This window comes from Devosia enhydra (assembly GCF_900119845.1).
In the GTDB taxonomy this organism is placed as follows: Bacteria; Pseudomonadota; Alphaproteobacteria; order Rhizobiales; family Devosiaceae; genus FPKU01.
The window spans coordinates 141005-167985 of record NZ_FPKU01000004.1 but is presented as its reverse complement, the minus strand read 5'-3'; the positions used below and the strand labels follow the sequence as shown (position 1 = coordinate 167985).

The following is a 26981-nucleotide window of genomic DNA, read 5'->3' as shown; positions in this document are numbered from 1 at the left end:
GAGGGGATTTGATGAGGATAGGACGACGGCGCCTGCTCGCGCTGGCCGGCGCAGCCAGCCTTGGCGGGCTCGGGCTTGCCATGGGCATGCGGCCAGGGCTGTCCATGGGCCAGGCTGTTGCGGCCACCGATCTGCCGGCGCGCCAGCGCCTATTGATGCCGCCGCTGCTCGATACCACCGCCACGGGCCGCGTGGCGCTCACCGCGCAGAGCGGGCTCACCCGTTTTGCCGGCGGCGCGCCCAGCACCACCTGGGGCTTCAACCAGGGGTTTCTGGCCCCCACCATCCTGATGCGCTCGGGCGGGCTCGAAGCCACGCTCGACAACAGCCTTGATGAAGACGTCACCGTGCACTGGCACGGGCTTTTGGTGCCCGGCGAGCATGATGGCGGCCCCCACACGGCCATCGCGCCGGGCCGGCAGCTCATCACCCCCATGAGCCTTGATCAGGGCCCCGCCACGCTCTGGTACCATTCCCATATCCATGGGGCCACGGCGCGGCATGTCTATTCCGGGCTCGCCGGGGTCATCCACTATACCGATGGGCGCGACGACGCGCGCGGCCTGCCCTCCACCTATGGCGTCGATGACCTGACGCTGCTCCTGCAGGATCGGCGCTTCGACCCCGAAGGGCGGATGATCTACAACCCCACCTATGCCGATATTCTCAACGGGCTGTTGGGCAATCGCGTGCTGGTCAACGGCCAGCCCTCGCCCATCGCCGGCGTGCCGCCGGGCCTCGTCCGCCTGCGGCTCGTCAACGGTTCCAACGCCCGCATCTATTCGCTCCATTTCAACGATACCCGCCCCTTCCATCTCGTGGGCACCGATGGCGGGCTTTTGCCGGCCCCCATCGAGATGACCTATCTGCCCCTCGCCCCCGGCGAGCGGGCCGAGATCCTCGTCGATTTTTCGCAAGGCCCCGCCCCGGTGCTGATGAGCGCCCGCGGCCTGTCGATGACCGTGCTGCGCTTTGCGATCGACGATACCCTGCCCGTCCGCATTTCTCGCGTGCCCGATCGCATCGGCGACGCCATCGCGCCGCTGGTTGCCCCCGATGGCATCATCACCCGGCAGATCTCGCTCGATATGGGCGGCAATTCATCGGGCCAGGTGCAGTCGCCCGGCCACCAGCCCAGCGGCAGCATGGATCATTCCGGCCATGCCGGGCATGCAAGCCATGCCGGGCACGCCACCGCCACCGGCCCCACCGGCGTGCCCATCCACGGGCAGGGTCCGGCGGTCAGCGGGCTCATCTTCGATGATTTCCGCATCAACGGCCGCGCCTATCGCATGGACCGCATGGATTTCGAGATCAGGCGCGGCACCATCGAGCGCTGGATCGTTTCGGGCGGCGGCGGGGTCGAGCACCCCTTCCACATCCATGGCGTCCATTTCCAGGTGGAATCCTCGGGCGGCGGCGGCCCGCCTTTGGCGCAGAATTCGGGCTGGAAGGATACGGTGCTGCTGTCGGGCGGCGCCTCCAGCCTCATCATGCGCTTCGATCACGAAGCCACCGCGCGCTTCCCCTACATGTTCCACTGCCACATCCTCGAGCATGAGGATGCCGGCATGATGGGGCAGTTCACCGTCACCTGAGAGGAATAATTTTGCGCATTTGAGCCCCAACAGGCGCCGGGAACGTGATGTCACGTGTTTCGCACGTGTTTGTCAGTGAAAGTCACGGGATTTAGGGATGATGCGTGTGTCGCGCGGGTGCCCGCGCCGCACCTGCGGGTGCTTCACCTCATCGGCCCGCGTCCATTCCGGCGCCGCCCTGTGGGTGGCCGACAGCTGGTCGAGCAGCGGGGAGGCATCGATCACCGCGCTCGCCATCACATGGATAACCCCTTGTGAACTCTTCTGAATCTGCCCTTCCACAATGGCCAGCCGGGCCGCCATCACCGCCCGCCGGTAGCGCTCGAAACGGTTGGCCCACATCAGGCAGTTGGCAATCCCCGTCTCATCCTCCAGCGTCATGAAGATCGCATTCCCCTTCCCCGGCCGCTGCCGCACCAGCACAATCCCCGCCACGCGAATCCGTGCTCCATCGCGCAAATCACCCAGCCCCTCGCAGCTCACAACCCTTTGCTCTGAAAGGGTTTTTCGCAGGAAGGCCAGCGGGTGCGCCTTGAGCGAGAGCCGCAGCGTCTGGTAGTCCGCAATCACATGCTCGGCCAAAGGCATCGCCGGCAGGTCCATATCCGGCTCCTCCGCCAGCTCCCGCGCATCGGCCGCCGCAAACAGCGGCAGCGGCTCGTCATCGGGCAGCCGCCGCGCTTCCCAGGCCGCCTGCCGCCGGTCGAGCCCCACCGATCGGAAGCCATCGGCATCGGCCAGAAGCGTTATGGCGCGATGCGGCAGGCCGGTTATTCGCCAGAGATCCTCGAGGCTTGCGTAACCTGTGCCCCTTTTCTCAACGATGGTGTTCGCCCAGTCCTGCCGGAACCCGTCGATCTGCCGAAAGCCAAGCCGCAGCGACGGCCAGTCCGGTTCGCCATCCTCCAGCCGGTTGTCCCAGAGGCTGTCATTGATATCCACCGCCCGCACCGGCACGCCATGGTCCTCGGCATCGCGCACAATCTGGGCCGGGGCATAAAACCCCATGGGCTGGGCATTGAGCAGCGCGCAGGCAAAGGCGGCGGGGTAATAGCACTTGATCCAGGCCGAGACATAGACCAGCCGGGCAAAGCTGGCGGCATGGCTCTCGGGAAAGCCATATTCACCGAAGCCTTTGATCTGGTTGAAACATCTCTCGGCAAACGCCCGATCGTAGCCGCGCGCCGCCATGCGATCGACCATCAGGGCCTGGAACTCGCCCATCGTGCCGTTGTGGCGGAAGGTGGCCATGGCCTTGCGCAGCCGGTTGGCCTCCACATCGGAAAACTCGGCCGCCACCATGGCGATCTTCATCGCCTGCTCCTGGAAAAGCGGGACCCCGAGCGTGCGCTTGAGCACGTTCCTGAGCTCGTCTGGATCATGCGGCGGCCCTGGGGAAGGATATTCGGGCTCTTCGATGCCGTCCCGGCGCCTCAGATAGGGATGCACCATGTCGCCCTGGATCGGGCCGGGTCGGACGATGGCGACCTGGATGACGAGGTCGTAGAATTTCGCCGGGCGCAAGCGCGGTAACATGTTGATCTGGGCCCGGCTTTCGACCTGGAACACCCCGATGGAATCGCCCTTTTGCAGCATCTCGTAGACCGGCTCCTTGTCGTCCCCATCCTGCCCGATCGCCGCCAGGTCGAGCCGTCGGCCGTGATGGGCGGCGATCAGGTCGAAGCCTTTGCGGATGCAGGTGAGCATGCCGAGCGCCAGCACATCGACCTTCATCATCCCGAGCCTGTCGATGTCGTCCTTGTCCCATTCGATGAATGTCCGATCCTTCATGGCAGCAGGCCCGATCGGCACATATTCGTCCAGCCGCCCCTGGGTGAGGATAAACCCGCCAACATGCTGGGAGAGATGGCGCGGAAAGCGCAGGAGCCGCGTCGCCAGTTGCACCGCCTTGAAGATCATCGGGTTGTCGGGGTCGAGCCCGGCCTGCCGGATATGGTCGGAGGGGAGCTTTTCGCTCGACCAGCTGCCCCAGACGGTCGAGGCGATCCGCGTCGTGATATCTTCTGACAGCCCCAGCGCCTTGCCCACCTCGCGGATGGCGCTGCGCGGCCTGTAGCTGATCACCGTGGCGGCAATCGCCGCGCGCTGGCGACCGTAATAGTCATAGATGTGCTGGATCACCTCCTCCCGCCGCTCATGCTCGAAGTCGACGTCAATATCGGGCGGCTCCTTGCGCTCCTTGGACAGGAAACGCGCAAACAGCAGGTCGTTGACGCTGGGATCGACCGATGTAATTCCAAGCACATAACATACGGCTGAATTGGCAGCCGATCCACGCCCCTGGCACAATATGCCCTTGTCCTCGGCCACTCGGACGATATCATTGATGGTGAGGAAATAATGGGCATAGTCGAGCTCGGCGATCAGCTGCAGCTCCTGATGCAGAAGCTTTTCAACCTTTGCCGGAATGCCATCGGGATAGCGGATCGCGCTGCGCTGCCATGTCAGTTTCTCAAGCCATTGATGGGCCGTATGGCCGGGCGGCGTCGATTCCTCGGGATAGGTGTAGCGCAGCTGGTCGAGGCTGAACTCAACCCGCGAGAGGAGCCGTTCGGGCTCGGCCAGCGCCTCTGGACAGTCGCGAAACAGCCGGGCCATCTCGGCTGCCGATTTCAGGTGCCGCTCGGCATTGGCCTCGAGCAGCGTGCCGGCGGTCTCGATCGTGACGCCTTCGCGAATGCAGGTCATCACATCCTGAAGATCGCGCTGGTCGGGGCTGTGATAAAGCGCATCGACGCTCGCGATGAGTGCCAGATTGTGTCGGCCGGCCAAGGCCTTAAGCCGCAACAGCCGGCGCCGGTCGGTGCCACGATGGGCCAAGGTTGCGGCGATCCATAGGGCACCGGGCGCCGCGGCACGCAGTGCCGGAAGGATCGGCTCGATGGCCTCGGGCGGCGCGCCCATGGGCGGCACGACGATCAGCAGCAGTCCCTCGCAGGAAAACAGCAGGTCGGGAAAGCTCAGAACGCAATTGGCCTTGGTCTCCCCCTTAAGATTGCCCTTGGAGAGCAGCCGGCAGAGACGGCCCCAGCCGGCGCGGTTCTGCGGATAGGCGACGATGTCGGGGGTGCCATCGGCAAAGACCAGCCGCGTGCCGACGGCGAGGCGGAAGTCTCCGGCCCGTCGCACCAGTTCGTCGAGCGAAAACGGCAGGTTAGCGTCGGACGCCACCCGCACATATTCGCCGGGGCCCGAGCCCTCCCGCTCCTTTTTGGAAGGCAGCACCCCCTCGCGCAGGTCGCACAGCGCCGCATGGGCCCGCACCACGCCGGCCACGGTATTGCGATCGGCAAGCCCCAGGCCCGAATGGCCTAAGAGCAGCGCGGCCAGCACCATGTCCTGCGCATGCGAGGCGCCGCGCAGGAAGGAGAAATTGCTCGCCGCGATCAGTTCGGCAAAGCCGCTCACGGGAAAACCCCATGGATGAACCAGCGCACATCGGTGGTCTCGCGCCCATAAAGCCCGTAGCGGAAGAGCCAGAAACGCTGGCCGACGCTGTCCTCGACACGGAAATAATCGCGTGTGCGCCGGTCCTTGCCCGGCAGCCACCAGTCGGGCGCGATGCGTTCGGGCCCCTCGCTCGCCACCACCTCGTGCAGAACCTTGCGCCAGCGGAAGCGGCGAGGCGGACCGTCGGGCACTTCGGCTACGACTTCAACCGCCTGCGGGCGAGAGAAGAGAAAGAGCGGCCGCATCGGCGGGGCGCCCTGCATCGGCCTTCGCCACGGCCCGGCGCCCTTGATGTCCGAAAGCGCCGGCACGGCGAACCCCGCGCGCTCGGGCACATTGGCATTGCCGGGCACCAGCCGCTCCACCGCATCGGCGCCAAAGCGCGCCGCCAGCCGGTCGATGAGTTCGGCCAGCGCCGCCTCGGCCTCTTCCGAACCATCGAGGCGCGACTGGATCGGCGGCGCTGCATCGCCGGCAAGGGCGGAAAGCCGGATCATGTCGAAACCGAAACCGGGATCGATGGGATCGGTCAGGCCTTCGATGCGCATCATGATCAGCCGGTGCAGGGGCTCGGCCTTTCGCAGCGGCCGGCCCGCAAGGAGCGAAAGCCTGCGCACCGTGCCATCGGCCCGAAAAAAACTCGCCTCGAAGGCCCGCCCGCCCTGCCCCTGCCGCTCGAGCCGCATGCAGAGATCGTGCGAAAGCGCCAGGAGTGCGGCCGACATATCCTCGAGAAGCCCGATGGGATCGGCAAAACGCATCTCGGCGAGAAAGGCCGGCAGGTGCCGGCGGGGGGTAAGCGGGGTATCGGTTTCGCCCAGAAGCCCGGCCAGACGGGTTGTGAGGTCTGCCCCAAAACGCGCCGCCAGAGGCTTGCGCGGCCGCTCCGCCAGGTCCGCGATGCGGCGCATTCCGGCGCGCTTGAGCGCCAGCACCGTTGAAGGCTCAACTTCGAGCGCCTCGACCGGCAGGCGCGCGGTTGCAGCCGCCTCCTGGCGCGGCGGGACGATGCCCCCCGGCCCGAACCGGGCCATGGCGCGGGCCGAACCGCGCGTGCCGGCGATGGCACTGCGCAGCGCAAGGCCCATAGTTTCGAGGCGGGCGGAAAGATCGGCGTGGAGCGCCGCTTCGCCACCGAAGAGATGCACCGAGCCCCCGATTTCCAGCATTAGCCCGTCCGGCGGATCGATCGCCAGCACGGGCGTGTAGCGATCGGCCCAGTCGGCGATGCGTTCGATGAGGGCCGCATCGCCTTCCGGATCGTGATCGGCCACCTGCATCTGCGGGACGCGCGCGCGGGCATCGGCAAAGCTGAGGCCCGGCACGAGCCCGATCTTTACCGCCGCGAGGTCGGAGGCGACGATGCGCAGGGCATTCTCGCTCTTGCCGACGATGACGAGAGGAGCGTCATCCGGCCTGCCGCCAGACTGCGCCGCCTGCCTGTGCAGCCGGTCTGTCGAGAGGAAGGGAAACCACACCGCCAGATAGCGCCTGCTCGCGGAAGCTGTGGGCCTCATGATCCCACTCCAAACGCCAGGCCCGCCCGTTTGCCCCACTGCGCAGGCGCAAGAGCTCCACGGCAAAAGCCGGCAGGCCAGGCAATCCCGGCAGATCGCGCGAGGTCGCAGCGCCGGCCTGCCAGCGGCTTTGCGCGGCGCTTGGAATGGGATCGGCGGCGACGCGCAGCATCAGGGGCGTGACGCCCGTTTCGGCCCCGGCAAGCCCCAGCCGGCGCGTGGCCGTGAGGTCGAGATGACGCGATTGTCCCCATGATTCCATCACCACCGCACCAAGGGCCTTGCAGGCGAGCGCCTCGCTCCCCGCCCGCAACACTCCCGCCATATCCTTGACCCGCACCAGCACCATCCGGCTAGGATCGATGCCCATTTCGGCCAGCCCCTGGGCGTAGAGTTCGCCCGCTTCGGCACCCACATGCGCCTGCCGGATCCAGACCAGCGGCCTGCCGGCAGCCGCCCGCAAGGCCAGCCCGGCGGCAAAGCCGGCAGCCGCCGGCATCGGCCCCTGGGCAAACACTTCGTGCAGCCCACCCCGCACCAGCCCGCCGCCCAGATCCGCATCGAGCCCTGGAACGCCGAGGGCAAAGCGCGGCAAAGCATCGGCACCCCCGTCCCCGACCGAAGGATCGAGGCGGGCCAGAACGGTTCGAAGGGCACGAACATCATGAGATCGGTCCATGCCTTTAGTTCCTGTTTTGTTCTATTTTGGACTCACATCAAGCCGAGAGTCAACGCCCCCTGTGCACAAAGCAAAGCGCCGGAGACCATCGATCCCCGGCGCTTCAAAAAGGGTCTGGCGATCGGGTCAGAACGCGACGCTGGCCTTCATGCCGACGCTGTGCTGACGGGTCGTTTCGCCATAGGCGCCATCATAATAGAACCGCATGGACGCATTGTTTTCGCTGACGAAATCCACACCCACCGAGAGCTTGCCCAGAAGCGCGTCGCTGTTGCTGGTGGTGGTGAAGCTATCGGGGCTGCCACCGGCGAAGCGGGCCGTGGTGACGATATCGGGATTGCTCGAATAGCTGACGCCGCCGCGCACGAAGGGACGCGCCACGGCCCCCATCCCCACATCGAACTCACCCCCGATCTCGAGTGCCGGTGCCAGAATCGCCGTGAGATGGGTGCTGGCATCGATGGCAAGAGCAGACGAACCGCCCGTTTCCACGACGCCGCCATAAGAGGTGCCAATCAGGTCAAGATCAACCAGCGGCTTGAGATAGGCAGTCTTGCTCGCAAAGGTGTGGGCCGCATGCAGGCGTGCCGCCACGAACCCGTTGGTGCTTTCGCCTTCGAGCGTCTCGGAGAGATTGCCGATGGTGACGAGGCGGGTCGTATCCGTGGCGCCGATGCCCGCTGTCAGCCCGGCGGCCAGAAGAGTGGCCTCCCGGTCATACTTGACGACCACGCCGGCCTGGAGCCGATCAGAACGGGCCGTGCTCCCGCCGCTGTTGGCGCCGCTCGAATGGACATAGCCCACCGCGCCGCCGATGCGGATTTCAGGCGAAAATGCCTTCTGCGCGCCGGCGGAAAGAGCCATGGCCGTCTGGCGATAGCTCAGGCTGTCGGCGGTCGCATCGCGATCGAACCGGGTGGCCGACGAGCTCATCCACACGCATTCGCCTTCCGCGTTGAAGGCATAGGCGCCATCCTGAACACGGCAGCTGAGCAGGCGATCGGCGAAGCCCGGAACGCTGGACGGCGTTCCCCCATTGGACTGGCTGGTGATTTCGGGCGAGAGCTGCTCGATGGCCTCCGCGTACTCCTCGACGTCCTGGATATTGACGAGGGCGGTGAACAGTGGCGCCAGATCGGGCGAACCCTGCTCGAAGCTGCTGGTCAGCGCATCGGTGATGTCGGTGTTGAAGCCGCTGGTATCGGGCCCGCCGCCGAAATCGAGGCCATTGACCCGAACCCGCACATCGGTTCCGCCCTCGAACAGCACATCAGCATCGAGCGCGATGTTGGTGAGCACCAGGTTATGCTCGAAATCAAGGTCGGGAGTGCCGTAGGACTGGCTCGTCAGCAGCGTGAAGGTCATCGGCACCAGATCGCCCACATCGGCGACGACAATGCCCAGCCGGCCGGCCAGAGTGGCGGTTCCCGAAACATCGATGAGATCGGCTTCGTTGGTCAGGAAATCAACATCCATGTTCATGAGGCCGGTGCCGGTCTGAACGAAATTGCCGGTGAGGACCGTGGTGGTGATCACCCCGTTTCCTCCCGGTGCGACCGTGCCCGCATTGGTCAGGATGCCGGCGCTGTTGAGGGTCACGGCCGTACCGAGCTCCATGAGCCCGGTGCTCATGTTGTTGAGCCGGTTCGTGAGGCCCTTCACCATGTCGAAATCGCCGATCATGGTGCCGTAATTGTTGACGGTGTTGGTGGCCCAGCCATCGGTTTCGACCACAACGCCCGCGCCACCATCGATGGTGCCGTAATTGTCGAAGCTCGTGGTGGTGATGCCGTAAAGATAGACGCCCGCCTCGGATGCGCCCGAAATCGTGCCATCGGCCTTGAACGTGATCGAGACGTCGGTGACTTCGTTCATGCCGAAGATGCCATAGGCGCCCCCGGTGATGTCGCCATCCATGATGACGCTGACAGTATCGCCGGTATTGTATGCATAGATACCGGCGCCTTCGGTCACCGAAATGTCGCCCGTCTGATCGACTTCGACCGATCCGCCGGTGCTGATGGCCCGGATGCCATCCTTCTTGGAGACGATCTCACCGGTATTGTCGACGGAAACCTTGAGCCGGGCTGCAGTCGCGAAAATGCCGTAGGCGTTGGTTGACGTGATCTTGCCGATATTGGTCACGGTGACCTCGGCATCCTCGTCGCCGCCGCTTTCGGCATGGATGCCCGATTGCTTGGCGGCAATCACGCCCTCGGACTGGACATCCACCGAGCCGCGCGCCGACTTGGCATAGATGCCCACGCCATCGAGCGAGGTGATGTTGCCGTCGGTATCGACGCTGACGCTGGCGGTATCACTGCCGGTGACGGCATGAATGCCGGCCTTCCTCGACCCGATCGAGCCCTGCGAGACGATCTCGACGCCGCCCTTGGCCGCTTCGGCGAAGATGCCGATATCGTTCGACGAGGTGATCGCACCGATGGTGTCGATGCTGATGGTGGCACTGTCTCCACCCGCGGTGGCGTGGATCCCCTCGAGCGCCGACTGGATGGCGCCGCGCGAAACGATGTCGATCGACTGGTGTGCCGCTATGACCTCGATGCCACGATCGGCCGAGGACTTGAGGTTTCCGGTCGAATTGACAGAGGCCAGCTCCGTCACATCATTGCTGCCGGTCTTGACGCGAATGGCTTCGAGCTTTGCGCCGATGGCCCCCACGCTCGTGACGACGACACCACCATTGCCGCTTTCGGCATCGATGCCGCGCCCATTGGTGGACGAAATCGCCCCATTGGTGTCGATGGTGACATCGCCATTGGCACGCGCATAAAGGCCATCCAGCTCAGCGGTCACGGCACCGGTACTGTCGATCTTGGCATTGCCATTGGCGGAGATGGCGACCAGCCCTGCCTCGGTCTCGGACAGGACATCGCCCTCGCTGTCAATGACGGCGTCCGCGCTGCTGTCGGCTTTGGCGTAGATGCCGCTGTAAAACGACGTGACATTGCCGCGACTGGTCACGCTGGTCTTGCCATAGGCCGACAGCGCGTAAATGCCCAGCCCGGCATCGGAAATGATCGTGCCGGTGCTCGATACGATGGCATCGCCGGCAACGCCCGCGGCCTTGGCATAGATGCCATCCGCCATGGACGAGATATCGCCCACGACCGTGACGGTAACCCCGTCGAAGGCGGAAAGCGCATAGATGCCGTATCCGGAATAGGACGTGAGCGACCCTTGGGCATGGTCGACCGTCACCGTCGACTGATCGTTGCCATAGGACTTGGCGAAGATGGCATTGTCGTCAGCCTCGATCACGCCGCGCGTCTTGACGAACACATCGTCCGAGCCGGTGACGAGGACGCCGCTTCCGGTCTGCGAGGTGATGGCGCCGGTATGATCGAGGCTGGCCGATCCGTCGGACTCGCTCTTGACGGTGATGCCGGTTCCATCGGACGAGACGCTGCCGGTGCCGATATAGGACGCATCGCCGGGGGCCATGATCTTGATGCCGGCGCCTTTCGATGACACGACGGTGCCCTTGAAATCGAGACTGGCGCCACCGGTGCCGTAATTGTTGAGCACAATGCCGCTGGCGCCCTGCCCGCCGGCCCGGATGGCAAAGCTGCCGGTGTCGACTTCGGCAGCGATGGGATCGTCCCAGTCGATCCTGATGCCGGAATACTCAGCCGGAGCAATGTCGCGGTTGAGGGAATTGACCACGAGGGTGTCAAAGCGGGTGCTGCCTTCAAGCCGCCTGATGCCGTCGCTCTGGTCGCCCGAGCAGGTGAGCACGCCGGCCGAAAGCACGCACGCGTCATCGGCGCGCAGGGGCGCCACCCCAAGCATCAGCGCCGCGAGGCTGGCCGAGGACAGGAGAGCCACCGAGGAAAGGCTGACAGTGCTCACACGCAGGCCATCCGAGCGACGATTCATTGTGTCGTTTCCTTCGTCTTGGATCCTGCGGATCGGGCGTTTGAAGAGCGGCTGAGCAGACGGCGGCGAAGGCGGAGAAAAGGGTCGTTTCATCGCGGTCTCTCCCGCGGCGGCGGCAACGCGAGGGGCCTGATTTCGGGGCCGAGGCGCGATTGGTCGAGCGGGGTGGCCGCATCGGCGCGCAAGAGCAGGGCGCTGCTGTCCTGCCCCGAAAAGGCCGGCCCGAGCGAAAGCGGAACAAGCGAGGCCACGAGCCCGAGCGCGCCGGCGGCAAGGTGCCGGCGGGTCCGCTGCGTGGAAAGCAGTGGCCGGAACGGCTCGAATGCAGCGGCGGCAAGATCACCGACGGCCTGCACCGGCCCGATGAAGCGCACGAACCCGTAGCCGAGCAAGGCCAGGTTCATCGCCGGGAAGATGCTTTCGAGAGCCGCGCCCGAGGCGATGCCATCGAAGAGGTAAAACCCCATGAGAGCAACGAGTCCGCCCGAAAACACGATGTGGAACCAATGCACGCGCGTGCGCCCGGCAACCTTCGGGGTTCTGCGGAACCGGCCTTTGCGCCCCGTCGCCATCTGCATGATCGAGGCCAAGATGCCGGCAAAGCCGACAGGCAGGAGCATGAGGTTAAGCGCCGAGACCGAGAAGATATCGGCGAACCGGTAGCCGCTGCGCCTGAGATCGAGCCCGTAGATGACGAAATACGGCACCATGGCCAAGGGCATCAGCAGCAGGTTGCGCGTGTCGGTGCTGAGCAGGATCATCAGCAGGAACACGGCCGTGTTGCCCACGACGGGCGAGAGCAGATAATGGCTGCGCAACACCAGTTCGAGGCCACGTCGCCGCAACCCGCCGAAGCCGACCTGGCGCCAGAGATCGGGGAAAATGATCAGGCCACCATTGCTCCAGCGCTCACGCTGAACCGCGAGGGAGCCAAAATCTGCCGGCGTGGCGCTATAGGCGAGCGACTCGAAGTGGTTGTGGACCCGATAGCCCTTGCCCAGAAGATCGATGGTGGACCCGGTGTCCTCGATCACCGTCCGGTCCTGGATGAAGACCTGGTGCGCATGGCCGCGCTCGCGCTGCTCGGTTGCGATGGCCTTGAGCGCGGAGCGGCGCAACAGGGCATTGGCACCAACCCAGAAGCCGGCCGAAAAATGGCTCGACCCCTGATGCACCAGATACTGCATGTCCGTGGTCGCGCCGGCGACGCGCTCGACGGCCGATCGGGAGCCGGGGAAGGCGCGATAGGGCGTCTGGATGACACCGATCGCCGGATCGACCTCGATGACGCCCATCAGCGCTACGAGATAATCGGGCAGGATGACGCTGTCGGCATCGAGCGTCAGCACATAATCGGGCTCGGGGACGATGAGATCGGCCGGCTCCGATGCCCCGATCCGCACCAGCGATGTTCCTTCGCGGCCGGACTCGAAGCGGTAGGCATTGCCCATCAGGCCCAGATAGGCATTGAGGTTCATCGCCTTGTTTGCCGCATGCGGCAGGTTGATGAACTGCTTGCGCTCAAAGACCGAGATATCGTCGCAAAAGAGCCGTGCCAGCCTCTGGTAATGGCGATCCGCCATTGCCGAGTTCAGCTCGGCTGCAGCGATGGCATCAGCCTCGCCGCTGTAGTGGCGGCTGAGGGACAGGACGACGGATTCGATCAGGAAACCATCGACATGCACGAATTCCGCTTCGGCATCGCGCTTGAGCCGCTCTGCCAGCCCGTCGAGGAATGCTGACGCCGAACGATAGGTCGCAGCAATGGCAACGCCCTCGGCGGCGGCATCGAAGAGGCCAGCCGCTTTGCGCTCCTGCCACTGCCCTTCCGCCACCCGCAGGCCAGCCATCGGCTCAGCGAGCCATGCACGAGCATCCTCGACGGCCTTGAGGCTTGAGGGACGGGCGGCATCGAACGGGGGGTCATCAAGCAGCACCACCACGCGGCGATCGCCATAGCGCGCCAGTGCTGCCGACAGGACGGTGGCGAGGAGAACGCGCCGCTCCTCGCGAAACGAGGGCACGAGCACGGTGACCGAGGGACCATCCTCGGGAGGCATGGCCGATGATGGCGCAGCAGCGGCCAGCACTTCGCGCTTTGCCGCCCCGTAGCGATTGATGAGATAGGCGAGGCAGCAATAATAAAGGCCGCAGAACAGGACGATATAAAGGCCCTTGGTGACCTCATCGATCCGCGGATTGAGCGCCACGTGCCCCAAAAGCACGACGATCAGGACAACCGAAATCGAAATGGCGAATTTGACGGCGCCCGGCCGGAGGCTGGGTTCAGCACGCTGCCCGAAAACGACGCGAGCGACCGAATGGCCGCTCCTGTCCTCATCGGAAAATTGTCCAGCCTGAGCCGGACTAAAGTGCAGCATGCCCCACGCCCCCATGGAATTGCACTGCAATGCCTACGACCTAGGCTCCGGATTCGCAATCACCGGCGACGCAAATGGTGTGACCTTCTCGCAACGATGCATGATTGCAACACATGTTGCGTTAAGAGGATCTTAAAGACCGGTGTTGAGCTGCCGCAGCCGGCGCAGTGCAACCTCGTTTCCAGCATCGGCAGCCTGACGCAGCAAGGTCTTGCCCCGGCTGGGCGAGCTGTCGAGCAGCAGATTGCCCAGCACCATCATCGCGAAGGTGTTGCCCTGCTCCATCGACGCCTCGAGCAACGCCACGGCGCGCGCGCGGTCTCTGGGGCCGCCACGTCCGTCCATATACATTTCGCCGAGGCGCAACTGGGCCCAGGCATTGCCTTCCTTGGCCGACGATTCAAAGAGTGCACGCGCCTTGGACTCGTCCCTCGTGACGAGCGTACCCTCGACGTAAACGTCGCCGAGCTTGAACTGGGCCCAGGGATTGCCGGCATCGGCTGCGGTGGTGAAGAGCTCCAGCGCCCGCTTCTGGTCCTTGCCGACGCCATTGCCATCCATCAGGAGCTCGCCGAGCTTGAACTGCGCCCACGCATTTCCGAGCTTGGCGGCCTGCTCGAAGCGCTCCGCCGCGCCCCTTGGGTCGGCCGGACCGTTCTTGCCTTCGAGCAGGGCAACGCCCTCTTCATAGACCTTCCACTGATCGACGGGCTGGGCCAGTGCGGGCGCCGCGAGCGCCAGTACCACGAGGACGGGCAGCAATGTGCGTTTCATGACCACTCCATTTGCATCGAATCGCAATCTTCTTTCAGCATGGAACCGGAAACCGCGTCATCTGCAAGTCCCGCTCGACAGTCAGGCGAAGCGTGCGCGACCGGCAGGACGAGCAAGGACAGGACATGGCAACGCACCGCTTCACGCCCGACCGCTGGTCGAACGTTCTGGGCACACTGCCCCCCGTTCTGACCGTCGCCTCGGGGGATATCCTGATCGTGCCGACGCTCGATGCTGCGGGCACCGATGCGCAGTCGGTAGCGCGTGCGTCACGACCCAATCCGATGGTGGGGCCGATCGCGGTCGCGGGCGCGGAACCCGGCGACGCGCTTCGCGTCGATATCATCCGCATGACGCCCAGCCGGCCGCTCGGCTGGACGCGGTCGTCGCTCGCCGCCAATGTCGTCGATCCCGATCGGGTGCGAAGCCTGCCGGCCAATGAGCGGGTCAACTGGCGGATCGACGCGGAGGCCGGCACCGTGCAACTGGACGAAGCCGTGGCAGGGCTCGACCATCTGGTGCTGCCGCTCGAACCCATGCTGGGGTGCTTTGGCGTCGCGCCGGCGCTGGGGCAGGCCTTTTCGACGGCCACCAGTGACCGCAATGGCGGCAACATGGACTATCGGCGCTTCGGGCCCGGCAGCACCGCATGGTTTCCGGTGGCGGTGCCGGGTGCCCTGTTCTTTCTCGGCGACGGCCACGCCGTGCAGGGCGATGGAGAGATCGTCGGCACCGGCATCGAGACGAGCTTCGAGGTCGAGGTGTGCCTGAGCGTCGAGAAAGGCCGTCGCCTCGTGTGGCCGCGCGGGGAAGATGCCGATCACATCTTTTCGGTCGGCAATGCCCGGCCGCTCGACCAGGCGCTGCAGCACGCGACCACCGATATGCTCGACTGGCTGACCAGCGATTACGGGCTTTCGGCCACAGCGGCCAGCCACCTCATGGGGCAGGTCGTGCGCTATGATGTGGGCAACGTCTTTGACCCGGCCTACACGGTCGCCTGCCGGATCGAAAAAAAGTGGCTGCCACCGCGGTGATGCGCGGGACGGTCAGAAGTCAGCCGTGAGCCCCTTGATCTCCCAGTCGCCATAGCGGATGGGGTCGAGCCCGCCGCGCCCGCCTTTTTCCTCGGGCCGTTGCGCCATCGCCGCGTCGAGCGCGCGACGACGGGCGGCCGCTTCATCGAGTGCCCGCTGCGCAGCGGGGCTCAGCGGCGGGCGTGCGGGCTGATCGTCTGGATGCTGATCGTCAGGATCCTGCAGGGCATCGGTCATCTGTATTGTCCTTGGTATGGTCGCGAGGCTGGGTCTTGTGCGGAACCTTGTGGCACCCCATCCTATTTGCAATCGGGCGCGACAAGAAGGCGCCTTCAGCGATCGAGAGGTCAACGCAAACCAGATGGGTAATTTCCTGCGGACGACGGTGCTTCTGGCGGGCATGACGGCCCTGTTCATGGCCGTCGGCTATTTCATCGGCGGAACGAGCGGCATGGCGATCGCCTTCATGGTGGCGGCCGGCACCAATCTCTTTGCGTACTGGAATTCCGACAAGATGGTGCTGCGCATGCAGGGCGCGCGGCCTGTCGACCGGCGATCGGCGCCAGATCTCTATCATATGGTCGATACGCTGTCGCAGCGGGCCGGTATCCCGACCCCTGCCATCTACGTGATCGAGAGCGACCAGCCCAACGCCTTCGCCACCGGCCGCGACCCCAAGAATGGCGCGGTCGCGGTATCGACCGGTCTCCTGCGCACGCTCGAGACCCGCGAAGTCGCCGGCGTGGTGGCCCATGAGCTGGCCCATATCCGCAGCCGCGACACGCTGATCATGACGATGACCGCAACGCTGGCCGGCGCGATCTCCATGCTGGCGCAGTTCGGGCTGTTCTTTGGCGGCGGAAACAATCGCGACAATCCGCTGGGCGGCATCGGGGCCCTGCTGATGGTGTTTCTCGCCCCCCTCGCGGCCATGGTCGTGCAGATGGCGATCAGCCGCACGCGCGAATATGAAGCCGACAAGGATGGCGCCGAGATTTCGGGCGATCCGCTGGCGCTGGCTTCGGCGCTTGACAAGATCACGCGCATGGCCCAGCGCACTGTCAACGTCGCGGCCGAGCGCAATCCGGCCATGGCGCATATGTATATCGCCAATCCCCTTTCGGGCGCCCGCATGGACAATCTGTTTTCCACCCATCCCAACGTCGCCAACCGCATCGCGCAGTTGCAGAAGCTGGCCGCAGCGGGGGTTGGTCGCGTCGCGGCGGCGCCCGCAAGCCCGCGCGCCGCAGCCCCGCGCCCGGCCTCGACGCCCGGCACGCAGAGCGGCTGGCGCATCCCGCCCACAGGCGGCAATGGTGGCGGCAATTCCGGTCCCTGGGGTTGAGCGCCGCCCCAGGCCTGCCTCCCGGCCTCGGTCTCAGGATCAAGGCGGCCGATCGACTGGGTGAGGTTCTCGCAGGGGCGCATTTCGCGCCCCTTGATCAATCCGACATTGCCGACCCCCGAGACCGTGCCCTCGCCAATCGCATGGTGACGGTAGCGCTGAGGCGCCACGGTCATCTCGACCATGTGCTGGCCGCGCTGCTCGAACGCGGCATGCCCAAGAAATCGGGCAATTTCGCCGCCATTCTCCGGCTGGCGCTGGCGCAGCTTCTGTTCATGCCCGAGACCGGCGCCCACAGTGCCGTGCATCTGGGGGTCGAAGCCATGCGACGCGATCCGCGCAGCCGGCATCTTGCGAGCCTGACGAACGCCGTGCTCCGCAGGGCCCAGGCCAGAACCGCCGAGTTCACCGGGCTCGACCCTCAGCTGTTGATCCCCGAATGGCTGCGCAAGCGCTGGGCCAAGGCCTATGGCGATGCGGCGATTGCCGCTTTCGCGCAGGCCCTGATCGAAGGCGCCCCTCTCGATATCACCGCCAAGGATCCAGAGGCGGCGGCCATGGCTCTGGGTGCCGATCGGCTCTATGGCGACACCATCCGGCTCTCCGAACGCGACAGGCCTTTGGCGGAGCTTGCCGGCTTTGCCGAGGGCGGATGGTGGGTGCAGGACGCCGCGGCCGCCCTGCCCGCCCGCCTTGTCAACCTGCCAGCCGGCGCGCGCGTGCTCGATATCTGCGCCGCACCCGGGGGCAAGACGGCGCAGCTGATCAAGGCGGGCTACCGTGTCACGGCGCTCGACGCCGACGAAACGCGCCTCGAGAGGCTCAAAAGCAATCTCGATCGGCTCGGCTATGAGGCCGAGATCATCGCCGCCGACGCACTCGCCTTCGAACCCGATGAACGCTTCGACGCCGTGCTGCTCGATGCCCCCTGCACGGCCACCGGGACCTTCCGCCGACACCCCGAGCTTTTGTGGCAGAAGCGCCCCGCCGACATTTCCGACCGCGCCGCGCTGCAGCGCAGGCTGATCGCGCAGGCCGCCAAATGCCTCAATCCGGGCGGAGTTCTGGTCTATTGCGTGTGTTCGCTCGAACCTGAAGAGGGCGATGCGCAGCGCGAGGCCGCCGAGGCGGCCGGCCTCGTTCCCATGCCCATCACCGCAGGCGAAGGCGAATGGCCAGCTGGTGCGCTGCAGGCAGATGGGACACTGCGCTCCCATCCCGGCCTCATCGTTGGGGAAAAGGGCGGCACGCTCGACGGCTTCCATGTCGCACGCTTCAGGCGCGGTTGACGAACAGGAGCGCGGCGGGCAAGAGAAGGGTCTCCGATTGCGCGCCACGCGCCGGGGAGACGATCGATCAGTCTTGTGAGGCGTGAGGGCGGCGTTCTTGGCGAATTCCATGCGATTTGTCGCACGCCGCTGGCTGCTCGGTACGGCTGACTGGGCCGCGACCACCCCTGTCGTCCGCTGGAGCTGGACCGGCCCGTCCGATGCCGATCTGGTCGGTACGCTGGGCGAAATCCGGCCGAGCGACCGCGAGACGGTGCTCGAGATGATGGCAGGCCGCTACCTGCTCGCCTCCAAGCTCATCGATACCCATGGCGTTTCCCCTTTCGGGATGCCGGTAGGGCATGCCGACTGGCTCGATGACCTGCATTCCTTCGCCTGGCTGCGCCACTTCCGCGACTCGCGGACCGAAGAAGAACGGCGCTTCGCCACCACCCTGGCGATGGACTGGATCGGCCGGGATGGCCGCTTCAGCCGCGACAGCTGGAAGCCTTCGCTCTGCGCCCGCCGCGTGCTGAACTGGATCCGGCACTACAATATTCTCGTCGAAGCCGCCCGGCCCGATCAGGTCAATGCCATCGGCCGTTCGCTCTCGATGCAGATTCAGTCGCTCAAGCTGCGCGGCGTTCTCGCAACCGACCCGGTCGACGCGCTGCTGGCAGCCATCGCGCTTGCCGGCGTCGCGGTCGCCGATGAACGCCGGCGCGAGGAACTGCCGGCGCGGCTGCGGCGCGTGACCCGCCTCATCGACCAGCAGTTCTGCGAGGATGGGCTGCATCGCTCGCGCAGCGCCAAGATCCAGCTGATGGTGCTGATGGAATTGATCACCATCGACCAGGCACTCAACCGGCATCATCAAGCCTATGCCCATACGCTGAGCGACAGCATCGAAAAGATGTTCCGCGCCATGGACGCGATCTCGCTCGGCACAGGCGAACCGGGCTATTTCAACGGCACCGGGCAATTGCCGCATGACCAGATCGTGGCGGTGCAGGCCCAGAGCCCGACCCGGGCCCGCACCAGCGTGGCGCTCGGGGGGTTCGGCAGGCTCGTGGAAGGCCGCTCGATCGTGGTCGCCGATAGCGGGCTTGTCCCCGAGCCCGAATTTGCCTGCGAAGCCCATGCCGGTGCGCTGGCGTTCGAGTTCAGCCATGGCCGCGAGCTGGTGGTGGGCAATTGCGGCCCAGCCCCGGCTGATCTTGAAGGCGACACCTCGATCTTCCGGCAGGGCATTGCCCACTCGGCCCCCACCATCAACGCGGTTTCGGCCGCCAGTATCGCCACATCGGGCCCGATGACCGGGCGGCTGATGCCCGTCGGCGCCGCGCCCGACCTCAGGATCGACGTTCCCGAACAGACGCTGTCGCTCGTGAGCCATGGCTGGCAGGATCGGTTCGGGGTCACCGTCGAGCGGCGCCTGACCCTGATGCCGGAGGGCAAGACGCTTGTCGGGCAGGACCGCTTTACGCGCGGCCGCAACGGCCGCATCTCGGGCGCCTGCGCCATCCGCTTCCATCTGGGCCAGGGCACTGAGGTCTTCGAAGCCGACGACATGCTGCAATTGCAGCTGGCCTCCGGCATGGTCTGGAGCTTCCTCTGGAAGGCGCCGACCTGCGCATCGAGGATTCGGTGCGCCAGTCGGCCTATTTCGGCTTCCACCGCACGAGGCAGATCGTACTCGAGACGCTGGTGGCCGATGGCGCCGAAGTGAGCTGGGTCTTCACCCTGCAGGAATGATCGCAAGACGCGACGCGATGGTTTCTTCATCGCCTTTCCCGTGCTAAGCGCCTCCCCATCCTCAAGAGAGCACGGCAGGCTGCCATGACCGATTCCTCCACCGCGCCCGTGTCGCGCGCCCTGCTTTCCGTTTTCGACAAGACGGGAATGGCCGATTTCGCCAAGGCGCTCGCCCAATTGGGTGTCGAACTGGTCTCGACCGGGGGTACGCACAAGCTCATCGCCGAGACCGGGGTGGCTGTGCGCGACGTGGCCGACCTCACCGGCTTCCCCGAGATGATGGATGGGCGGGTCAAGACGCTCCACCCCAAGGTGCATGGCGGCATCCTCGGCATTCGCGGCAATGCCACCCACGAACAGGCGATGAGCGACCACGCCATCGGGCCGATCGACCTCGTGGTGGTCAATCTCTATCCCTTCGAAGCCACCGTGGCGCGCGGCGCCGGCTATGACGAGATCATCGAGAACATCGATATCGGCGGGCCGGCGATGATCCGCTCGGCCGCCAAGAACCACGCCCATGTGACCGTGATCGTCGACCCCGACGACTACGCTCCGGTGCTCGAGGCACTGCGGCAGGAGGGCGGCGTACCGCTGGCCCTGCGCCGCAAGCTCGCGGCCAAGGCCTATGCCCGCACCGCGGCCTACGATGCGGCGATCTCAAGCTGGTTTGCCCGCGAACTCGACTACAAGGACATCCCCTGGCGCAGCGTCTCGGGCCAGTTGCGCGAGATGATGCGCTATGGCGAGAACCCGCATCAATGGGCCGCCTTCTATGCCACGGGCGAGGATCGGCCAGGTGTCGCCACAGCCCGGCAGGTTCAGGGCAAGACGCTGTCGTTCAACAACATCAACGACACCGACGCTGCCTTCGAGCTGGTGTCGGAGTTCGATCCCGCTAAAACCGCAGCCGTCGCCATCATCAAGCACGCCAATCCCTGCGGCGTCGCTACCGGCGGCGACGTTGTCGAGGCCTATCGCAAGGCGCTGCGCACCGATCCTGTCTCGGCCTTTGGCGGCATCGTCGCGGTGAACCGGCCGCTCGACCGCGCCGCCGCCGAGGAGATCGTCAAGGTCTTCACCGAGGTGATCGTCGCCCCCGACGCCAGCGACGAGGCTATCGAGATCATCCGCATGAAAAAGAACCTGCGGCTGCTCCTCACCGGTGGCATCGCCGATCCTCGCGCCGATGGCGTCGTGGTGCGCTCGGTGGCGGGCGGGCTGCTCGTGCAGAGCCGCGACAATCGCAATGTCGAGGATGCCGAGTGGAAGGTGGTGACGAAAAAGGCCCCGACCGAGGCCGAGGCTGCCGACATGAAGCTGGCCATGGTGGTAGCCAAGCACGTCAAGTCCAACGCAATCGTCTATGTACGCGACGGGGCGACCGTAGGCATAGGCGCCGGCCAGATGAGCCGGGTGGATTCCACCCGCGTCGCCCATCGCAAATCGGAAGATGCCGCCGCCGCCGCCGGCCTCGATGGCGCCCTGACCAAGGGCTCGGTCGTGGCGTCGGACGCCTTCTTCCCCTTCCCCGACGGGCTCGAAGCCTGCATCGCGGCGGGTGCCACGGCGGTGATTCAGCCGGGTGGCTCTGTCAATGACGACAAGGTCATCGCCGCGGCCGATGCGGCCGGTGTCGCGATGGTGCTCACGGGGATGAGGCACTTCCGGCACTGAGGCTGTTCGATTGAGAAGCCGGCGTCACCCCGGCGAAGGCCGGGGTCCAGTTTCCTTCGCGCCAGAACTGGATACCGGCCTTCGCCGGTATGACGAGGCGACGTGTAAGAGCCGGCTCAGTCGGTGAATTCGGCCGACCAGAGCTTCTCGATATTGTAGAAGTCGCGCACTTCGGGCCGGAAGATGTGCACGATCACATCATCGGCGTCGACCAGCACCCAGTCGCAATGGGGCAGGCCCTCGACCCGCGGCTTGCCATAGCCGGCCTCGCGCAGGGCGCGCTCCAGCTGATCGGCGACCGCCCCGACATGGCGATGCGAACGCCCCGACGTGATGACCATATGGTCGGTCAGGGGCGACTTGCCGGTGATGTCGATGGAAACCGTCTCTTCGGCCTTGGCATCCTCGAGCGTCTTGAGCACGAGATCCAGAACCGGGGTGGCCGAAGTTGAGGCTTCGCGCGGGCCGGCGGCGGCGGGCATGGCTTCGGTAGTGTCGCTTGACGAGGGCATCATCAACGATATGCCTTCGCCCGTGTGCTTTCGGCACGGGTCATTAATTGCTCAACAGTCCTCTGGCTGGCTCTCTGACGGTAGATCGAGAATCGGTCGCGATCGTCGTAATCCCGTTCTGGTGGTCACGCTTTGTGCCACAAACGCAAGATTTAGTCACTCGATCCGCCGAGCGCAAGCCGCCGCGCCCGGATTGCGGTCGAGGACTGCCCCGAAACCACCCCGGTGAGATAGGTCCAGGCCGGTGGCGTGCTGCCCGCAAGCGTCGCCGCCTCGTCTTCAGGGATACGGACATCATCGAGCCATTGGGCTGCCCGCGACCGGGGCGCGATGCGCACGGAGCCCGGCCGCGCATGCACCGCGATGGGCACGAGCCGCGCCATGTCGCGCCACCGCTGCCAGCGATGGAAGCTGCGCAGGCTGTCGCCTCCCATGATCCACACGAAATCGACGCCGGGATAGCGGCGCCTGAGCCAGGCGACCGTCTCGTAGGAATAGGTGAAGCCGCGCGCGGCCTCGAACCCGGTGACGCGGATGCGCGGATGGTCGATCACCCTGTGCGCATCGGCCATCCGCTGGGCCAAGGGCGGCAGGCCGCTGCGATCCTTTAGCGGGTTGCCCGGGGTCACGAGGATCCACACGGTATCGAGCCGCAGCCGCTTCAGCGCCTCCATGGCGACGAGGCGGTGCCCCTCGTGAAAGGGATCGAAGCTGCCGCCAAAGAGGCCGATCCGCATGCCCGGAAAGGCGGGCGGCGGCCGCATCGCCTGCCAGCCGCCTGCCCCGATCACGCGCTTGGACCGCTCACTCAGGGCCGCGTCTGCCCGGTGCCGCGCACCAGATATTTGAAGCTGGTGAGCTGCTCGACGCCCACCGGCCCGCGCGCATGCATCTTGCCGGTGGCGATGCCGATCTCGCCGCCAAAGCCGAATTCGCCGCCATCGGCGAACTGGGTCGAGGCATTGTGCATGAGGATGGCCGAATCGATGCCCGCAAAGAACCGCTCGACCACCGCCGGGTCCTCGGCGATCACCGCCTCGGTATGGTGGCTCGAATAGTGTTCGATATGGGCGATCGCTTCGCCCACATCGGCCACGACCTTCACCGAGATGATCGCATCCTCATATTCGGTGCGCCAGTCGGTCTCTGTCGCCGGCACGGCATCGGGCAGGCGCGCCAGCACCTCGGCATCCCCGCGAACCTCGCAGCCTTTTTCGCGCAGGGCGGTGAGAATGGGCAGCAGATGCGTGTCGAGGATGTCGCGATGGATCAGCAGCGTCTCGGTGGCGCCGCAGATGCCGGTGCGACGCATCTTGGCGTTGACCACCACGGAAACCGCCATGGCAAGATCGGCGGAGGCATCGACATAGGTGTGGCAGAGCCCCTCGAGGTGGGCAAATACCGGCACCCGCGCTTCCTCCTGCACGCGCGCCACCAGCGTCTTGCCGCCACGCGGCACGATGACGTCGATGCTGCCATTGAGCCCCTTCAGCATCTCGCCGACGGCGGCGCGATCCGTGGTGGGCACGAGCTGGATGGCGTCGTCCGGCAGCCCCGCCGCAACGAGACCCGCAACAAGCGCGTCATGGATGGCGCCCGATGAGCGCACGCTGTCCGAACCCCCGCGCAGGATCACGGCATTGCCCGACTTGAGGCAGAGAGCCCCGGCATCGGCGGTGACATTGGGTCGGCTTTCGAAGATGACGCCGATGACCCCCAGAGGCGTGCGCACGCGCGAGATCCTGAGCCCGTTGGGGCGGCTCCAGTCGGCGATGGTGGTGCCAACAGGATCGGGCAGGTCGGCGACGACGCGCAGCGCCGAAACGATGCCGTCGATACGCTTGTCGTCGAGCTTCAGCCGATCGAGAAAAGCCGTGCTCATGCCGCGCTCGGCCCCTGCCGCCATATCCTCGGAATTGGCCGCGAGCACCTTTGCGCGCGCTGCATCAAGGGCATCGGCGGCGGCGTGAATGGCCTTCTGCTTGTCCTCAGCCGAAGCCTGAGCGAGCACGGAGGCGGCAGCACGGGCTTTGCGACCCATTTCGGCCATCAGGGCCGCAAGATCGAGCGGGGCGTTCACGGGCTGCTCCTTTCGCTGCCGGCGAGCAGCACCATGTTGTCGCGATGCACCAGTTCGGCGCGGTCGACGCTGTCGATGAGGCCGGCCATGGCCGTCGAGCGGCGACCCCGGACGAGCCGGGCCGCCTCGCTGTCGAGCCCGGCGAGCCCGCGCGCGATTTCGTGGCCCTCGGGATCGATGATCGCAACCGCGTCGCCCCGGCCGAAATCGCCTTCCACCCTCGTCACCCCGATGGGCAGGAGGCTCTTGCCCGCTTCAAGGGCACGGGCCGCGCCGGCATCGACATGCAGCGCGCCGCGCAACTCCAGCGTGCCCATGATCCAGCGCTTGCGCGCCTGTCCCCGGCTCTGCGCCGCATCGAACAGCGTGTGGCGCCCGCCCATGCGCAGGGCGGCCAGCGGATGGGCTTCCGTACCTTTTGCTATGATCATCGCCGTGCCGGCCTTGGTCGCGATCTTGCCGGCCTCGATCTTGGTGGTCATGCCCCCGCGCGAAAGATGGCTGGCGGCGCCGCCGGCCATGGCCTCGATCTCCGGCGTGATCTCGGGCACGCGCGGCAGGTGGCGGGCATCAGGATCGCTGGCGGGCGGGGCGGTATAAAGCCCGTCGACATCCGAGAGCAGCACGAGAAGGTCGCAATCGATCATCGTCGCCACGCGGGCCGAAAGGCGATCATTGTCGCCATAGCGGATTTCGGAGGTGGCGACGCTGTCATTTTCGTTGATGATCGGCACGGCGCCGAGCCCCAGAAGCGTCACGAGGGTCGTGCGCGCATTGAGGTAATAGCGCCGCTCCTCGGTGATATTGGGGGTGAGAAGAATCTGTCCGGCGACGATGCCGTGCTCCCCCAAAACATCCTGCCAGGCGCGCGACAGCGCGATCTGCCCGACGCTGGCGGCCGCCTGGCTCTGGTCGAGCGTCAGCGACCGGGCCGAGAGCCCGAGCAGCCGACGCCCCAGCGAAATGGCGCCCGAGGAGACGATGACCACGTCTCGCCCATCGCGCCGCAGGGCCTCGACATCGGCGGCGACGCTCGAAAGCCACGCGGTGCGCAGCTTGCCCGTCGCCCCATCCACGAGCAGTGCGGAGCCGATCTTGATGGTGATGCGCCGGAACGGGGCCAGCGCGTCATCGAGCCCGCTCATCGCCTCGGCCGCGCCCATCAGGGTGTCCAGGGCCCGGCCGCTTCGGCCCTGGCCTCTTCCTCGGCCGCAGCCGGGCCGCCATCGATGACGGCGAGCACGCGGAACAGCACCGCCTCGACGCCCTTGCCGGTAGCGCCCGACATGGCCATCACTTCGGCGCCGCTCGCCTTGCGCAACGCCTTGCGCTTGGCGGCGACCTCTTCGGCCTCGAGGGCGTCGATCTTGTTGAGCACGACGATCTCGGGCTTTTCGGCCAGAACTTCGCTATAGGCGGCAAGCTCGGTGCGGATGATGCGATAGGCCCCCACCACATCCTCCTGCGTGCCATCGACCAGATGCAGCAGCACCCCGCAGCGCTCGACATGGCCCAGAAAGCGCGTGCCGATGCCGGCGCCTTCGCTCGCCCCTTCGATCAGCCCCGGCACGTCGGCCATGACGAATTCACGCCCGCCCACGCCCACGACGCCCAGATTGGGGTGGAGCGTGGTGAAGGGATAATCGGCGATCTTGGGGCGCGCGGCCGAGACAGCGGCGAGCAGCGTCGATTTGCCGGCATTGGGCATGCCCAGAAGACCGGCATCGGCGATGAGCTTGAGCCTCAGCCAGATGCCTTTTTCCACCCCCGGCTGGCCGGGATTGGCGCGGCGCGGCGCCTGGTTGGACGAGGTCTTGAAATGGGCATTGCCGAAGCCGCCATTGCCGCCCGAAAGCAGGCGGAAGCGCTGGCCGACCTCGGTGATGTCGGCGATCAGCGTCTCGTTGTCTTCCTCGAAGATCTGCGTGCCGGCCGGCACGCGCAGCACCACGTCGTTACCATCGGCCCCGGTGCGGTTCTTGCCCATGCCGTGAACGCCCGTGCCGGCGCGAAAATGCTGCTGGTAGCGATAGTCGATGAGGGTATTGAGCCCATCGACGCATTCCACCCAGACATCGCCGCCGCGCCCGCCATTGCCGCCATTGGGGCCGCCGAACTCGACGAATTTTTCGCGCAGGAACGCGACCGCCCCCGCACCGCCATCGCCGGAGCGGACATAGACCTTGGCTTGGTCGAGGAATTTCATTGTCCGTCTCTTTCCGCCCAGGCGGCGCGTGTCAGAATGGTGTCGATATGGCGCACCTGTTCGCCCCGCGCAAGGCAGTGCCGCATGGAGATGCCCGTTTCCACGAAGCCCAGCTTGCGCTGAATGGCGAGCGAAGCGCGGTTGAAGTGGAAGACCCCCGACCGCAGCTCCAGCGCCCCGGTGGTTTCGAAATACCACGCGATGGCCGCCCTGGCCGCTTCGCTCATCAACCCGCGGCTCCAGAAGGGCTGCGCCAGCCAGTAGCCGACCACCGGGCCGAACGCGTCGCCATGGAAGCCGATCTGGCCGACGCAGCACTCGCCATCCAGATCGATGACGAAATTGGTTTCCTCGGCCGGCGCGTCCTTCTGCCAGCGGGCCAGATAATCGCGCGCATCGGCGAGCCGATAGGGATACGGCACGCGCGAGAGGTTTCCCGACACCGCGAAATTGTCGAGAAAGCTCGCCATGCGCCTTGCATCGGCCGGGTGGGGCGGCCTCAGCACCAGCCGCCGCGTCTCAAGCGTCACATCCATCTTGGTTGCTCCAGCCGCGATTGCACGACGGGCTGCCGAAGAGCGTGGGGATGGTCTTTTGCCGGCATCGCCTGCTGCCATCGCGCCGGCCTTGATGCGCCAAGAGCTGCAAAGGCGGACAAGCGATTGCGGGTGGTGAGTGCTGCGGCGGCGTTACGTGCGGCGATGCTGGCCATGATGTGTCTCCAGACGAGAAAGGGGAACCGGTCTGACCGGCTCCCCTTTGCTGCAATCCAGATGCGTCT

The 26981-nt window shown here is 65.9% G+C and carries 20 protein-coding genes; 6 read left to right on the top strand and 14 right to left on the bottom strand.

All coding sequences use genetic code 11. The annotated features are described in order from the left end of the window. Positions 1-11: 11 nt before the first annotated feature. Positions 12-1598, top strand: coding sequence for a multicopper oxidase domain-containing protein (locus BT183_RS19270; protein ID WP_072346978.1), 1587 nt, complete (start codon positions 12-14; stop codon positions 1596-1598). A gap of 72 nt (positions 1599-1670) precedes the next feature. Here the strand turns inward: BT183_RS19270 and BT183_RS19265 are convergent, their stop codons facing one another. The 6 genes from BT183_RS19265 to BT183_RS19240 all read right to left on the bottom strand — a co-directional run bounded on the left by BT183_RS19265 (position 1671) and on the right by BT183_RS19240 (position 14320). Beyond that, a complete protein-coding gene (locus tag BT183_RS19265; RefSeq protein ID WP_072346639.1) occupies positions 1671-5027 on the bottom strand; it encodes an error-prone DNA polymerase in 3357 nt (1118 codons plus the stop codon). After that, positions 5024-6586, bottom strand: a complete 1563-nt coding sequence (locus BT183_RS19260; protein WP_177282643.1) for a Y-family DNA polymerase — start codon at positions 6584-6586, stop codon at positions 5024-5026. The genes BT183_RS19265 and BT183_RS19260 overlap by 4 nt, the downstream gene beginning before the upstream one ends. Continuing rightward, positions 6477-7265, bottom strand: coding sequence for an ImuA family protein (locus BT183_RS19255; RefSeq protein WP_072346638.1), 789 nt, complete (start codon positions 7263-7265; stop codon positions 6477-6479). The genes BT183_RS19260 and BT183_RS19255 overlap by 110 nt, the downstream gene beginning before the upstream one ends. Positions 7266-7391: 126 nt before the next feature. Continuing rightward, a complete protein-coding gene (locus BT183_RS19250) occupies positions 7392-11165 on the bottom strand; it encodes an autotransporter outer membrane beta-barrel domain-containing protein (protein ID WP_072346636.1) in 3774 nt (1257 codons plus the stop codon). Between the two features lie 89 nt (positions 11166-11254). Next, positions 11255-13546: a glycosyltransferase family 2 protein gene (locus tag BT183_RS19245; protein WP_072346634.1), complete on the bottom strand. Its 2292-nt coding sequence runs from the start codon at positions 13544-13546 to the stop codon at positions 11255-11257. Positions 13547-13678: 132 nt separating this feature from the next. Then, entirely contained in the window at positions 13679-14320 is a 642-nt protein-coding gene (locus BT183_RS19240; protein ID WP_072346632.1) for a tetratricopeptide repeat protein, read from the bottom strand. A gap of 125 nt (positions 14321-14445) precedes the next feature. Between BT183_RS19240 and BT183_RS19235 the strand changes: the two genes are divergently transcribed. Beyond that, positions 14446-15357 (top strand): acetamidase/formamidase family protein, encoded by a 912-nt coding sequence (locus tag BT183_RS19235; protein ID WP_072346974.1) that lies wholly within the window; start codon positions 14446-14448, stop codon positions 15355-15357. Between the two features lie 12 nt (positions 15358-15369). Here BT183_RS19235 and BT183_RS19230 read toward each other — a convergent pair whose 3' ends face one another. Further along, the gene (locus BT183_RS19230) at positions 15370-15594 is read right to left on the bottom strand and encodes a DUF1674 domain-containing protein (protein ID WP_072346630.1); all 225 of its coding nucleotides are present in this window, start codon (positions 15592-15594) and stop codon (positions 15370-15372) included. Positions 15595-15718: 124 nt separating this feature from the next. Between BT183_RS19230 and htpX the strand changes: the two genes are divergently transcribed. The 4 genes from htpX to purH all read left to right on the top strand — a co-directional run bounded on the left by htpX (position 15719) and on the right by purH (position 21402). Continuing rightward, entirely contained in the window at positions 15719-16702 is a 984-nt protein-coding gene (gene htpX / locus BT183_RS19225) for a zinc metalloprotease HtpX (protein WP_072346628.1), read from the top strand. Next, positions 16699-17991 (top strand): RsmB/NOP family class I SAM-dependent RNA methyltransferase, encoded by a 1293-nt coding sequence (locus tag BT183_RS19220; RefSeq protein ID WP_084603704.1) that lies wholly within the window; start codon positions 16699-16701, stop codon positions 17989-17991. The genes htpX and BT183_RS19220 overlap by 4 nt, the downstream gene beginning before the upstream one ends. Before the next feature lie 109 nt (positions 17992-18100). Further along, positions 18101-19699, top strand: coding sequence for a heparinase II/III family protein (locus BT183_RS19215; RefSeq protein WP_072346625.1), 1599 nt, complete (start codon positions 18101-18103; stop codon positions 19697-19699). Positions 19700-19809: 110 nt separating this feature from the next. Continuing rightward, a complete protein-coding gene (gene purH, locus BT183_RS19210) occupies positions 19810-21402 on the top strand; it encodes a bifunctional phosphoribosylaminoimidazolecarboxamide formyltransferase/IMP cyclohydrolase (RefSeq protein WP_072346623.1) in 1593 nt (530 codons plus the stop codon). Between the two features lie 116 nt (positions 21403-21518). Here the strand turns inward: purH and rsfS are convergent, their stop codons facing one another. The 7 genes from rsfS to BT183_RS20870 form a co-directional block, all read right to left on the bottom strand. Next, positions 21519-21884 carry a ribosome silencing factor gene (gene rsfS, locus BT183_RS19205; RefSeq protein ID WP_072346972.1) on the bottom strand — a complete coding sequence of 122 codons (366 nt, stop codon included), beginning with the start codon at positions 21882-21884 and terminating at the stop codon, positions 21519-21521. Positions 21885-22066: 182 nt separating this feature from the next. Further along, positions 22067-22705, bottom strand: coding sequence for a nicotinate-nucleotide adenylyltransferase (locus BT183_RS19200; protein WP_342078985.1), 639 nt, complete (start codon positions 22703-22705; stop codon positions 22067-22069). A gap of 17 nt (positions 22706-22722) precedes the next feature. Beyond that, entirely contained in the window at positions 22723-23964 is a 1242-nt protein-coding gene (locus BT183_RS19195) for a glutamate-5-semialdehyde dehydrogenase (protein ID WP_072346971.1), read from the bottom strand. 26 nt (positions 23965-23990) lie between these two features. Continuing rightward, positions 23991-25139 carry a glutamate 5-kinase gene (gene proB / locus BT183_RS19190; RefSeq protein ID WP_072346969.1) on the bottom strand — a complete coding sequence of 383 codons (1149 nt, stop codon included), beginning with the start codon at positions 25137-25139 and terminating at the stop codon, positions 23991-23993. A 17-nt stretch (positions 25140-25156) separates the two neighbouring features. After that, complete coding sequence (obgE, locus tag BT183_RS19185) at positions 25157-26200, bottom strand: GTPase ObgE (RefSeq protein ID WP_072346619.1); 1044 nt, start codon at positions 26198-26200, stop codon at positions 25157-25159. Further along, positions 26197-26736, bottom strand: a complete 540-nt coding sequence (locus BT183_RS19180) for a GNAT family N-acetyltransferase (RefSeq protein WP_072346618.1) — start codon at positions 26734-26736, stop codon at positions 26197-26199. Before BT183_RS19180 ends, obgE begins: the two co-directional genes overlap by 4 nt. Continuing rightward, on the bottom strand, positions 26727-26912 hold the full coding sequence (locus BT183_RS20870) for a hypothetical protein (protein ID WP_177282641.1): 186 nt from the start codon (positions 26910-26912) through the stop codon (positions 26727-26729). Before BT183_RS20870 ends, BT183_RS19180 begins: the two co-directional genes overlap by 10 nt. Positions 26913-26981 lie beyond the last annotated feature (69 nt).